Here is a 13,685-nt window from a genome sequence, read left to right as displayed (position 1 = left end):
AGCTCGTTGAGATTCATACGCACGTTGTGCACGCGGTTTATACCTCTCCTTTAGCTCTTCTAAAAGCCCAGGATTTTCCTTTTCTAGGACGTCACGCCTTCCATAGTTCTTCACTAAGCGCTTAGTGATTTTGCCAGTCTTTGGGTCTCTAGTGCTCTCCATTAGATACACATAGACATACCCTTTACTAGACTTGTTGAATACCAAATGCACCGCAATACCTCATGCTAGTCGTACTTTATGTACTTATATTATTCTAGCATATTTTGAGTAAAAAAAAGCAAAAGCATGCGGTTAAACACTGCTTTTGCTAAAAAGTTTTGAAAAACTCAGGGAGTTCTTAACTGCCCTGTGTGACCGCCTACAAGTAGGCGTTTTCAAGCACTTCTACTTCTAACTCAAACACAGCCATCCATAACAGCTGCAGCACCAACTAAGCTGCAGCTACCAGACCACAAAATACGCGCTGCAACCAGCTGTCCGCAAACACGCTCAGCAACTATGCTGCAGCCACCTCTAAGCAGCTTCGTGTAGCAAGAGGCTGAGCAGCGTGATTGCTATGAGATATCTGGGTAGACATCATTCACATAGGTTTCTTCCCATGTTGAACTTGAGCCTGACTTTTCATCTGCTTGAGAAGCATCTTGCTCATTGACAACATTATCTGCATTGGAGCTGCAAGCACTGAGCACAGTGGCTAGAAATAAGGCGCTGAGCAGTGATATCAATTTAGTATTCATTTGAAATCCTCATAACTAAACTCTCTACCACCACTCTAGCCTTGCTCTGTTAGGAAAGAATTAGCAAGTTTGTATTTGCAAAACATAGTCAGTTCTAGGCTTGGCAGGTACAGCTAAGGCTTCTAAAAGAATGGCGTAGTAGCTGTGCGCTCTAATAATCTATCTAGCTAGCTAATATCTTTCTAGAAGATCAGCTTATGGTGATGGCAAGGATGAATTGGGCCTTTAGTGTTTGCGCTGATTGTTGCTTTGGGTTTTGCTAAGTTTTTTTTTGCCTCTGTGGTGAAACCAAAACGCACTTAAGATGTCTAATTACATAATCTGCAGACTACTTGCTGACTAATTTCGTCATACAAATCAAAAAACGCTTGCAAAAGCCGTTTGGCTTTTGTATAAGTTATCGTTTCAGCTTTGCTTTGATACTAACTTTATTAAATATGGCTTTAACATAGATGTTAGCGCGAAGACATTTTGCTTATTTTCGCTTTCTGTGTGCCATTACCATTGATGTAAACATCCATTGACAATGATGTACTCATGCATCTACTCACTGCTTAGTTAAAAGCATTGCACAGAGCTTGTATAAGATTTTTGGGAAGAAACTCTCTTGATCAGTTCAAAAGATTACACCACCGAAGAGATTTTAGATCTCGTTATGGCCTCATTAGACTCTTCTAAGGCCCAGGAAATGGTTTCAATTGACGTACGTGAGCACTGCTCAATTACCGATGTAATGGTTATTGCCACCGGTACTTCTAACCGTCACGTCTGCGCTGTTGCCGATCGTTTAGTTGAGCACCTTGCTAAGCACGACATTCATGGCGTTTCTCTTTCTGGTGAGCAAGAGGGTAAGTGGGTTATTGCTGACGTTGGTGTAGTAATGGTTCACGTCATGCAAGAGTCTGAGCGTGAGCGCTATCAGCTTGAAAACCTCTATCAGTCCATGGCTGCTGGTCTTTCTGAGTCTGAGGCCTAAGCCTACTTTAGCTTGAAGCCTTAATCCTTTTTGATTAAGACTGATGCTCATAGCTTCACTTAAAGTTAGGTTAGTGAAGCTATCTTGGCTGCAATACTATTTACAATGCCTGTTTGGGGTGGGACGTGAAGTTTATACTGTTAGCTGTTGGCACTAAGATGCCGCAGTGGGTGACTACTGGTTTTACCGAGTACCAAAAGCGTATGCCTCCTCATATGCAGTTAGTGCTCCAAGAAATTGAGCCAGTACGCCGCGTAAGTAAGTCAACCTCCGGCAAGGCTAAGGAAATTGAGGCCAAGGCCATCTTAGAGGCTTTACCAAAACGCGCCCACATCATTGCTCTTGATGAGCATGGCAAGCAGTTTACTTCAATGGAGCTAGCCTCTAAGGTTCATGACTATCAGCAAATGGGCTGTGATGTTGTCATCATCATTGGTGGTCCAGAGGGCCTTACTCAAGAGGTTTTAAGCAAAGCTAACGAGACCATGTCTCTATCTAAGCTTACTATGCCTCACCCAATGGTACGCGTAGTAATTGCAGAGGCACTGTATCGTGCCTATAGCATTGATGCTGGTATGCCATATCACCGCGAGTAAAGTTATAGCCACTTGCTTTAACTAAGCTATGCCATTTTCTATGCCCATAAGCTTAGATTGACTTTCATTAGGTCAATTGCACCTTGGCGTGTTGATGGCTGTCAGCTAAATACATTTTGCTAAAGGCCATAGCCTTACGGCATTTGCTAAAGGCCCTTGCCTTACGGAATTTGCCTGATGCCTTTGGCAGCTGACATGAGCTTAGTGGCATTTGGTTACTAGCTGTTGCTTAGTGGCATTTGCATGAGGTGCAGCTTTAACTTGCACACATGCTTGATGGCAGCACATGTTAGTCACTAGAGATAATTTGAGCATGATGCGAGATGCTCTAGTGCAAGATCTAGTGATTGCGCTTAGTTTAGAGGCCTAAGGTGGCTCTTAGCATGGTGCAGCTTTTGTGGTTGCTATAGCTTTGGCTGTAGTATGTTTGAGTCCTGCGTTCAGGAAGAGTTTTAGGAAGTAGTCTGTGTTTTCCAAAAAACGCAAAGAGAAAGAGCGTGCTCTATTCAATAAGAAAGATAAGAAACGCAAGCTCAAGCAGAACTCGGCCATTAAAGTAAAAAACGTCGAGCAGGAGAATCGCATTTTCCGTCTGCGCGTGTTCATTGGCTGCTGCGTTGTCTTTGTCTGCTTTGCGATCTTATTTGGCAACCTGTACTACCTGCAGGTGCTCTCTTATGATGACTATCAAACTCGCTCTAACGTAAACCGTATTCGTGTACTGCCAGTAGTACCACAGCGCGGTATTATTTACGATCGCAACCACGTTGTTTTAGCTGAAAATCGCCCTGTTTTCCACTTAGTCATTTTCCCAAACAAGAATATCGACACCCGAGAAACAGTTGAGGCCTTAGATAAGCTCTTAACCTTAAACTTAGCTGAGTCTGACATCAAAACCATCTTAAGTCAGTCCCGTACTCGTCTGCGTTTTTCCGGTGTAGAAATTGCCGATCAGCTTAACGAAGAGCAGATCGCCCTGTTCTCCGTTAATCGCCATCGCTATCCAAACGTACAGATCGCTTCTAACTTAAAGCGCTACTACCCATTTGATACCACAACCACTCATGCCATTGGTTATGTATCTCGAATTAACACCACCGACGTAGACAATCTTACTGAGCAAGGCAAGATTGATAACTACGAAGGTACACAGGCTATTGGTAAGCTCGGTATTGAAAAGTTCTATGAAGACGAGCTGCATGGCATCACTGGTTCACGTGAGGTTGAGGTTAACAGCCACGGCCAGATTCTGCGTACCTTAAAGTACAATCCGCCAATTCATGGTCGTGATATCACCTTAACTTTAGATATACGTCTGCAGTACTATGCCCAAGAACTACTTGGCGATCACAAGGGTGCTATTGTTGCAATTGAGCCTGCTACTGGCGGTATCTTAGCTTTTTACTCCAATCCATCTTATGACCCAAACCTCTTTGTTAGAGGCATTCGTCGAAAGGAGTTCAATCAGCTGCTTAACAACCCTGGACGACCACTCATTAATCGTGTGACCCAAGGTGGTTATTCTCCAGCATCGACTATTAAGCCACTTTTGGCCGTTATGGGTTTAAATGAGAATCTCATTACCCCAACTTCTTCATTCTTTGGTCAACCGGCATTTATGCTGCCAGGTTCTACTCACCGCTTCCGTGACTGGCGTGCCTGGGGCCATGGTTGGTTAGATGCTTATCGTGCAATTGAAGTATCTGCTGATACTTACTTCTACGATTTAGCGAACCGTGCAGGTATCGGTACTATTCACAATTATCTTGATCAATTTGGCTTTGGCAAGATCTCAGGAGTGGATATCTCCGAAGAATCCTTAGGCGTAAATCCTTCTGCTGAATGGAAACAGCGTCGCTTTAAACAGCCATGGCACCTGGGTGATACAGTACCTATTGGTATTGGTCAGGGCTATTGGACAACTACCTTGATTCAGCTTGTCAAAGCTCATGCTGTACTGGCAAATCATGGTCGTTTTGTTACCCCACACTTAATGAAAGATATCGTCGATCCAAAATCGATGAAGATTGAGCAGACCTTTAAAGATCCGCTCAATAGCACTTACTTCAAGGTCAAAGACAAGAGTTATTTCGATGTAGGCCGTGCTGGCATGTACCTCGTGGTTAATGGCCCAGAAGGTACTGGTCGTCGTGCCTTTGCTGGTACCAAATACAAGGCTGCTGGTAAGTCAGGCACTGCTCAGGTGGTGTCTATTAAGCAAGGTGAAAAATACAACGCCGATGCACTTAAAGCTGAGCACCGCGATAATGCACTGTTCGTTGCTTTTGCCCCATATCATCGACCACGAATTTTAGTTGGTATCATTCTTGAGAACGCCGGTGGCGGTTCTTCAGTTGGTGCTCCGGTAGTCCGTAAGCTCATGGATCGGTACTTTGAGCTTTATCCAAATGGCTACATGGGCAGCTCAAAGCCTAAGACCATGAAGTTTGGTATGGGCGGCACGGTTGAAGTCCGCTAACAACACTCAAGACACACCTAACTAAGGACCATGGCCCCAACACTTCCATGCAAAAGCCTCGTTGCCAATTAAATGGAAATTAATTGGCATTGGACTAGCAGTTTAATGGCAATTAATTGGCATTGGAGTAGCAATTAAATGCCAATGCCATTGGCCAATTGCACGGCTTAGCCAAGTACAATGTTGGCAAGGCTGATGGTGTGGCGTTATACAGAATTTTTTTTAGCTATAAGACTGATGCTGCAAGTGCTTGTAACTTGCAACACATGTGAGAGCGAAGATGGCAAAATCAGAAAACTCTAACTTAGAAATGCCTGATGACAACGGTAACTTGTCACTGCTACAGCGTTGGCATATCGACCTGCCATTGCTCTCAGGTTTATTCATGTGTTTAGCTTTGTCGCTCTTTGTGCTGTACTCAGCCTCTGGTCAGCATATCGAGATGCTTGAGCGTCAGGTAGTCCGTACTTCTGCAGCTTTTGCAGCCATGATCCTCTTTGCTCAGATCCCACCAAAGTACCTAGCTAAAGGTGCTTTGTACTTGTATATCTTTAGCTTGATCATGCTAGTGTTAGTGGAGCTCTTTGGCGACATCTCGAAAGGTGCACAGCGTTGGTTAAATATCGGCTTTATGCGTCTGCAACCTTCCGAGTTTTTAAAGCTCACCATGCCTTTAACTATTGCTGCGTTCTTAGCCCGTGACTCCCTGCCACCAAAGAACACCAACATTATTTTGGCTTTCTTATTAGTAGGCGCTCCAACTATTCTCATCGTGCTGCAGCCGGATCTTGGCACCGGTATCTTAGTAGCAGTATCAGGTGTAATTGCTATTTTCTTAGCTGGCCTTAGTTTCTGGTGGATTGCAGCTGGTATTGGTCTGGTGGGCGTGGCGATCCCGATTATGTGGAACTATGTTCTCCATGATTACCAAAAGCAACGTGTGCTCACTTTAATTGATCCTGAATCGGATCCACTAGGCGCTGGTTACCACATTATTCAGTCCAAGATCGCGATTGGCTCTGGCGGTATCTACGGCAAGGGCTGGCTACAAGGTTCACAATCGCAGCTAGACTTCCTCCCTGAGCCTCATACCGACTTTATCTTTGCAGTTCTTGCTGAAGAAACCGGTCTTATCGGCTTCCTTATTTTGATGAGCATTTACTTATTCATCATCTCTCGCTGTGTCTATATCACTCTTAATGCTCGTAGCAACTTTGATCGTATCTTAGCTGGTACTTATACCTTCACATTGCCGTTCTATATTTTCATTAACATCGGTATGGTGAGCGGTATTCTGCCAGTAGTAGGCGTTCCTCTACCAATGGTAAGTTATGGAGGAACCTCGATGATTATTCTGGCCATTACTTTCGGCATCATCATGTCGATCCACACGCACAAGAAACAAACCTACTTCTCGTCGCGTAACTAAAAAAAGCGATCATCAACCACTCGTAAGCAGCTGATCTCCACGCTCCCGATCGTGCCAAGATCATGCAATAAGATCACACCATTACTTGGCAGCACCATTAAGCTTGCTGCCACCCCAAGATCTTGATGTTTTGCCCTGCTCATATGCCTTTAGCAGAGCTGCAGCATGTTGCCAATCCTTTAAGATCTTAAGGACATGGCTAAGAGGCTTGCTCGTAAAGCTCAGATGCCATGATGACGGGAAAGAGATCCACTTAAACAGCAAGATGTCATGATGATGGGCAAGCAGTCTGATTGCAAAGCTAGCCAGAAAGTGCCCTGTGATCTTTACTTAGTTTGAGGCATTGTATTGGAGTGGGCTATGATCTTTTTTGCAGAGGTGTGGAGATCTTAAGATCTTAGGTAGTTGAGATCATTACTTACAGATCGTGGTGAGCTGACATACACTAATAAAGATCATGGCTGTCATATGGCAAGATCATGGTTTTTGGACGGGACTTGGGTTAAAAAACTTGTATTAATCTTAGCAAAACTAAGCTTCAACTAAGTTTTTGCAGGCATACTTGTGAGGCCGAAAAACTCAATTAAATTGGGACTGACAAGCAAGATCACTAAGATCGTTTGAGATCTTGTAAAACTCTCTGATCTTTGCAAGTCAAATCGCGCTGCTTTCGATCTTAAGATCTTAATAAAAGCACATACTTGTGCTATTCTATTGGATTTCGGACAAACTTGTCCTAGATGCAATTCCTCTGATGTTGTGAGAGTTTTAAGCTCAAGATCAGAGGTGATTTTATATGGCAGATTGGCCCTTTGTAGCCTTTCTGATACGGCCTCTTATCTGACTGACAGAGCCCATCGCAATGTTTAAGCAAATCAAGTCCTCTCTTTTCGTAACTGCCAGTGCATTAGCCTTAACTAGTGCTACCTTTACCATCTCTGCTTCAGCTCAAGCAGCTGATGTAAATCTAGACGAACTTGCTAAGTATGCAGGTGTTGAGCGCAGTGCTTTAAATGAAGCTATCACTGCAGCTACGTATCAGCAGAAGATCATCGATGCCATGAATCGTCCTTATGAGGGCAAGCCATGGTATATGTACCGCAAGCTCTTTATGACAGATAAGCGCATTCAAGGCGGTGTTGAGTTCTACTTAAAGCACGAGCAAGAGCTTATGCGTGCTCGTAATGAGATCGGTGTAGCTCCAGAGATCATCTGTGCCATTATCGGTGTTGAGACCTTCTATGGTTCTTCTATGGGCACTTGGAAGGTATTAGATGCACTCTATACCTTAGGTTTCCACTACCCAGCTCGTCAGGCTTACTTTTCAAAAGAGTTTGCCAACTACGTAAAGCTTGCTCAGCGTGAAGGCTGGAACTTAACTGACATCAAGGGATCATACGCTGGCGCTATGGGTATGGGTCAGTTCATGCCAAGCTCATACTTAAACTTTGCCATCGACTTTGATGGTGATCAGCACGTTAACCTCTTTAACAACAGCTCTGATGCTATCGGCTCTGTAGCTAACTACTTTAGAGGTCATGGCTGGACTACTGGCGCTGCTGTTATGTATCCAGTGCACTTAAAGGGTGTTAAAGGTCAGGGCGTTTCCAAGGCTACTTTAGATAAGTTAGTTAAAAAGGAGTGGGATTTAACTCCAAATGAGTTAACTGCTGCCGGTATCACCACCAAGGTTGCTCTCACTTCTGATCAAAAGGTTCGTCTGTACGCATTCGAGCTTGAGGGTGGTAAGTATGACTACCAAGTTGCTCTGTCAAACTTCTACACCATTACTCGCTATAACAAGAGCCCACTTTATGCTCGTGCCGTATTTGAGCTCTCTGAGGCTATTGCTCAGGGCTATCGTCAGGCCAAGTTAAACCAGGGCACTTACGTTCCAGTTAAGGGCAAGACCCAGTAAGGACCAATTTACGCAACCCGTTTAGTAGCTTCGTTGCTACAGGCAAGGCCACAACAGGCTATCCATCATGGCCTAGCCCAAATGAACTAACACTCATAGCCTTGCCAAAATGAGCGCAAGATTATGGCCTTGCTAGCTTGATAAAAATAAAAAGAGCTCCTCTCTTTATGCTCGGCGTTAAGTCCCATAAGAGCACTTAAAGGCCACGTGAGCTTTTAAGACCCATAAGAACAAATAAAGGTCTTGTGAGCTTTTTAGGCTCATATGAGCAAGTAAGGGCAAAGCTATGATCTTGGCAATAAGAGTTATCTAGTGACTCTTGTGCAAGCTGCAGCAAGTATGCATATACATGCTTAAGATAATTTAAGGCAGTGGATTTAGATTTACTTTAGCGGGTTCAACAGTTTTTTCATTCAATCTTAAAATCTATATAGTTTATGAAGGCTAACAAGCTCAAATTCAGCAGTCTCATCTTAGTGGCTGCTTTTGGTTGTAGTGCGCTGTTACTCAACGGTTGCGCATCTAGCTTAGATGATGTAGTTACTACCACCCATGGCTCTAAGGCAGGTGATGGCTATACCTACGGTACTGGTCCAAACAAGACCAAGCCATACCCACAGTCAGAAAAAGTCATCGTCAAGGGTGTACCTGGCGCTAAGCCAAAGTACGAGCCTGTTTCTCGTGGCGGTAACAAAGACTACAAAGTCTTAGGCCAAAACTATATGGTATGGACAGGCTGCAGTTCTTATCAGGAAGTTGGTACTGCATCTTGGTATGGTCCAGGCTTCCACGGTAATAACACCTCTAATGGTGAGCGCTATGATCAGCGCGGCTTTACTGCAGCTCACAAGAACTTACCTTTGCCATCTTATTTAAAGGTAACCAACCTTGAAAATGGCAAAGCCGTAATCGTGCGTGTTAACGATCGCGGCCCATTCCACGGCTCTCGTATTATTGACTTATCTGAAGGTGCAGCTAAAGCTATTGATATGACCCGCAAGGGTACGGCCAAGGTTAAGCTTGAGCTTATCAATGTGCGTGGTAGCTCCAATGTATCAGATAAGACCCAAGGCGTTGGCGGTCAGGTCATCGCTGGTGTGTTAAACGGCGTCTTTGGCAATGGCTCATCTGTATCAAAGCCTCCTAAGTCAGGTACTGCAGCAGCCATTGGCGCAGGCATCTATGTAGCTGGCAAGATCATCGAAAATACATTAGGCGATGATGACAAAAAAGGACGCGCTGCTCCTGCTCCACGTGCTGTAGCTGATACTAACAGCACTACCAACTACACCGTAGATTACGCAGCACCACCAGCTACAGTTGTAGCTCAGAGTACAACTGTACAAACCACTACTGTGCAGTCTACTGATGAGTTCAAGATTACCCCTGCTATTCCTGGTACCAGCTATGTACAGGTCTTTAGCTCCTCAACTCAAGCAGGTGCATCTAAGCTGCAGGCTAAGTTAAGAGCTCAAACTCCTCTTCCTGTAGTCATTATGCAAGAGGAAAACCTCTTCCGCGTACGTGTTGGACCGCTCTCTAATAGCGATCTGCACACTACCTTAGAGTACATGAAGCAATTAGGCTACCCTGATGCCTTCATTAAGCACCTCTAAGATTACGTGCTAGAAATTTAATCAACCTTAGCTGCACTTTGGTGCAGTTAAACCTTGGATAATTATCCAAACTTTGCAAGGTCAGCGATCCTGTCGCTGACCTTGATGTGCCTTAAGAGATCACTAAAATAGCTTTCCTGACAAAGCTATTGCCAAGCATAAATTGCAATGCAATGATCTTAGCCTTAGAAATGAGTGCATGGTTTAGATCGTTTTGTTTTGTTAAGAGCTTGACGCTTAAGGTGCGCTTTTAGTTTGCAGTGCAGGTAGTTTTACGGCAAGAAATGACTTCTAGCCTAGAGTTTCCTGCACTGTGTGCTACAAAGCTAAAGTAGCTATCAAGATTGCTAAACTGCATATGGCAGTTTGATTTTTTCGGAGGAAGCATGGATCACAGCAACGGACACAAACTTACGACTTTTAGCCGTAAGGGCTTTAAGAAACTGCAATATGCTCTAGTGTTTGCATTAGGCACTTTCTTTATCGCCCCAAATTCTTTTGCCGAGCAGATCCCAGATCCATTTGCCGCTGTTCGTGCCCAACAGTCAGCTGCTCCTGCAGCTATTCCAACTGCCAATGGACCAAGCCCTGCTCCAGCTGCTCCAATCGTTATTCCTGAGGCTCCAACCTTTAATGCTGAGTCATGGGTATTAATGGACTATGCCACTGGTCAGGTACTCTTTGAGCGCGATCAGCACAAGCGTATTTGGCCAGCATCTTTAACTAAGATGATGACCTCTTACGTTATCGGTATGGAGATCAAGGCTGGTCGTCTTAATCCTGAGAGCTATGTAACCATCCCTGAGAGCGCATGGGCTGCTTTAGACAAGTACTCTGACTCCTCTAAGATGTTCATCGAGGTGGGCAAGAAGGTTAAGGTTAGCGATCTTAACAAGGGTATTGTGATTCAGTCTGGTAACGATGCATGCGTAGCTTTAGCTATTGTGCTCGCAGGCTCTGAAGAAGGCTTCGTCAGTGTTATGAATACCTATGCTAAGCAATTAGGTCTGAATAACACTCACTTTGCCAACGTTCACGGTTTATTTGATGAGCAGAACTACTCTACTGCTTATGACATGTCTATCTTAGGCCGCGCCTTAATTCGTGACTTACCTGAGGAGTATAAGCTCTACTCTGAAAAGTCATTTACCTTCAACGGCATTAAGCAGACTAACCGTAACCGTCTGTTATGGGATAAGACTTTAAATGTAGACGGCATCAAGACTGGTCACCTCTCTGCTGTAGGCTACAACTTAGTATCCTCATCAGTTCAGGGCAATATGCGTCTTATCGGCACTGTCATTGGTGCTAAGAGTGAATCTGATCGTGCCTCTTTCTCAAAGCAGATGCTTTCTTATGGCTTCCGCTACTTTGAATCCTATCAACCATTTGAGCAAGGCAAGATCCTCTTAAACCGTCCTGTGCGTTTAGGCGATCGTGACACTGTAAACTTAGCGATTAACTCCCCAGTTAACATCATGATCCCACGTGGCGCTCAGCAGAGCATCAAGATCTCTTATGCTTTAAATCAGGCTACCTTTGAGGCCCCAATTAAGGCTGGCACTCAGCTTGGTACCATCGACTTTAAGCTCAACGATAAGATCTTAGCTCAGTACCCATTAGTTGCTGCTGAAGATGTTCGCGAAGGCGGCTTCTTATCCCGTATATGGGATCGCATTATGATGGCATTCGGCAAGTAGCAACCATCATAACTAAAGCCTTGCATCAGCAACACAAGCCGGCTTATACAGCCAAAAGCTTTAGCAACACCGCCTTAAGCAAAAATTGCTTACGTAGCGACAGGCCTATGCGATACAAGGCCTAAACAAAGCGATGCTTAAGCAAGGCAAGGCACTAAAAGCACAACTGCTTTTTAGCTACAGTGGTTTTATTACTTAGATTCATTAAGGCAGCTTTTGGGCTGCCATGTTTTTGTAGGTAAAATTATGGCTCAGTACAAGTTTAAAGAGTTACTTGAGTTCCCATGTGATCAGCACATGCGCATCATCGTGAATAACGAAGATTCACAGCCAATCAAGCTTGTTGATATCTTAAATGAGCTCATACCTGAGTGCACCTCAGTTGATGGCGTGATTGATTCACGCAACTCGGCTAATGGCAAGTACGTTTCCTATACCGTGCGCGTACGCTTTAACAGCGCCGAAGAGATCGAAATGCTCTACGACAAACTGCCTAAGTACGAATTTGTAAAGCACCTGCTCTAAAAGCACACGACTGCACACAAAGAGCAACATGCTGCCTCACGGCAGCAGTCAGCACAATGCGCACTTACACTACAACAGCGCTGCAGAGTCTATAACACACCGCAGCGCTGCCTTGAACAGCGACTTCTTGCATAAAAGCCTGCTAATACGGCTGCATTATGCATTCATGTCATGCTAATACGGCTGCATTATGCATTCATGTCATGCTAATACGGCTGCAACTTGCATATAAGTCATGCAAAACCGCTGCAAAGTGTAACTAACTTGCATATTTGTATCGCAATTAAGCGCGGTTGTTGTGCAGGATAACAATAGGCGCAGCCTATCAGCACAAACATGCTACACTAGGCAGACATTGGCCTAAGCAAAGGCTTTATTTCTCATAATTTAAGCAATGCTTATGCACATAGCAGAGCATCATTAAAAGGTTGGACACGTGAAAAAGAGAAAGCGCTCCTCTGATGGCAATGGCTTTGATAGCGAGTTCGGAAACTTCATCCGAGCACTTTGCTACATTTCGCTTATCTGCTTACTCAGCTTCTTGATCTTTGTTGTCTTAGCCTTATTCAGAATCTCTGCTAGCGCTTTTGACACTTACGATTCGCTCAATAACATTCCTCACAATGAGGTAGGATTATTGCTCGGCACATCCTCTAAGATGTCAGATGGTAATCCAAACCCATTCTTCACCAATCGTATTCGTGCAGCAGCTATGCTCTACCGTAAAGGTAAGATCGATTATGTTTTGGTCTCTGGTGACAATCAGCACATCTCTTACAATGAGCCACGTCAGATGACTAATGCCTTAATCAAGGCTGGCGTTCCAAAAGATCGCATCGTCTCTGACTATGCAGGCTTCTCTACTATTGATTCAGTAGCACGTGCCAACAAGGTCTTTATGCTCAAGAGTGTCACCATCATCTCTCAAGAGTTCCACAACGAGCGTGCTCTGTTCATTGCTAAGAACTTAGGTATGGAAGCAATTGCCTTTAATGCATCTGATCCAAAGTCTATCCTCTCTCACTACAGCGTTTATGTAAGAGAGTTCTTTGCCAGAATTAAGTGCATCTTCGATATCTACTTTTGGAACACTCAGCCTACTTTCTTAGGCGACCCAATTCAGATTGGAAATAGTGCCATGCCTAAGGAGCCAAGCAATGCTCCAAAGGCCCAAACCGGCAGACCAAAGCAGCCGAGCATGTCTGCCTATGCACTTAAGCACAATATCACTAAGTTCACTACCAAGGTCAAAGAGCAAACCGATGCTGCTGCTTTCTACAAGCAGCAACAGCTTGCCCGTCAGCACTTGCAAGATGCGGTCAAGCGCGATGAAAACACCAAGGTTACTGCCCAGCAATAACTAAAAGCGTAAACCCAACTCGCTAATCTCGCATCAGCCCATCAGATCTTGAGCAGCGCAATCAACTCATCTGGCCAAACATTATGGCCATCCCCACTTACTAGCGCTTTAGCATCACGCTAAAACCAAGCACTCCCACATTGGCACGTCCACGCCGTAGAACAAAACCTAATCAACGGCCAGAGACGATCAGCACTCGCTACGCACACCAGTCCTGAAGCATAAGCATACAACTGCACTCACCACTGCTACCAGTAAGCTCTTGAGCTCCCGCTAGATGCATAACAGACTTTAAAGCATAGCCGACATTTTCATTTAATCTTGCTTTTTGAGCATCAAATGAGTC

General features: G+C 44.5%; 10 protein-coding genes. 9 read left to right on the top strand and 1 reads right to left on the bottom strand.

Annotated features, from left to right (window positions below; genetic code table 11):
* Positions 1-557: 557 nt before the first annotated feature.
* Positions 558-740 carry a YgdI/YgdR family lipoprotein gene (locus H524_RS0113335; protein WP_027940529.1) on the bottom strand — a complete coding sequence of 61 codons (183 nt, stop codon included), beginning with the start codon at positions 738-740 and terminating at the stop codon, positions 558-560.
* 607 nt (positions 741-1,347) lie between these two features.
* Here H524_RS0113335 and rsfS point away from each other — a divergent pair.
* The 9 genes from rsfS (at position 1,348) to H524_RS16070 (ending at position 13,339) form a co-directional block, all read left to right on the top strand.
* Complete coding sequence (gene rsfS, locus H524_RS0113330; protein ID WP_027940528.1) at positions 1,348-1,716, top strand: ribosome silencing factor; 369 nt, start codon at positions 1,348-1,350, stop codon at positions 1,714-1,716.
* Positions 1,717-1,841: 125 nt separating this feature from the next.
* The gene (gene rlmH / locus H524_RS0113325) at positions 1,842-2,312 is read left to right on the top strand and encodes a 23S rRNA (pseudouridine(1915)-N(3))-methyltransferase RlmH (protein ID WP_027940527.1); all 471 of its coding nucleotides are present in this window, start codon (positions 1,842-1,844) and stop codon (positions 2,310-2,312) included.
* A gap of 466 nt (positions 2,313-2,778) precedes the next feature.
* Positions 2,779-4,791 carry a penicillin-binding protein 2 gene (gene mrdA / locus H524_RS0113315; protein WP_245580474.1) on the top strand — a complete coding sequence of 671 codons (2,013 nt, stop codon included), beginning with the start codon at positions 2,779-2,781 and terminating at the stop codon, positions 4,789-4,791.
* Positions 4,792-5,071: 280 nt separating this feature from the next.
* Positions 5,072-6,220, top strand: a complete 1,149-nt coding sequence (gene rodA / locus H524_RS0113305; RefSeq protein WP_245580473.1) for a rod shape-determining protein RodA — start codon at positions 5,072-5,074, stop codon at positions 6,218-6,220.
* A gap of 862 nt (positions 6,221-7,082) precedes the next feature.
* On the top strand, positions 7,083-8,138 hold the full coding sequence (mltB, locus tag H524_RS16090) for a lytic murein transglycosylase B (protein WP_044122558.1): 1,056 nt from the start codon (positions 7,083-7,085) through the stop codon (positions 8,136-8,138).
* 437 nt (positions 8,139-8,575) lie between these two features.
* Positions 8,576-9,754 carry a septal ring lytic transglycosylase RlpA family protein gene (locus tag H524_RS16945; protein WP_052339125.1) on the top strand — a complete coding sequence of 393 codons (1,179 nt, stop codon included), beginning with the start codon at positions 8,576-8,578 and terminating at the stop codon, positions 9,752-9,754.
* 386 nt (positions 9,755-10,140) lie between these two features.
* Positions 10,141-11,454 (top strand): serine hydrolase, encoded by a 1,314-nt coding sequence (locus H524_RS16080; RefSeq protein ID WP_084281806.1) that lies wholly within the window; start codon positions 10,141-10,143, stop codon positions 11,452-11,454.
* Positions 11,455-11,700: 246 nt separating this feature from the next.
* On the top strand, positions 11,701-11,979 hold the full coding sequence (locus H524_RS16075) for a DUF493 domain-containing protein (RefSeq protein ID WP_044122555.1): 279 nt from the start codon (positions 11,701-11,703) through the stop codon (positions 11,977-11,979).
* Positions 11,980-12,415: 436 nt separating this feature from the next.
* Positions 12,416-13,339, top strand: a complete 924-nt coding sequence (locus H524_RS16070) for a SanA/YdcF family protein (protein ID WP_084281805.1) — start codon at positions 12,416-12,418, stop codon at positions 13,337-13,339.
* Positions 13,340-13,685 lie beyond the last annotated feature (346 nt).

This window comes from Anaerobiospirillum succiniciproducens DSM 6400, assembly GCF_000482845.1.
GTDB lineage: Bacteria > Pseudomonadota > Gammaproteobacteria > Enterobacterales > Succinivibrionaceae > Anaerobiospirillum > Anaerobiospirillum succiniciproducens.
This window is presented reverse-complemented; position numbering and strand designations above follow the sequence as displayed.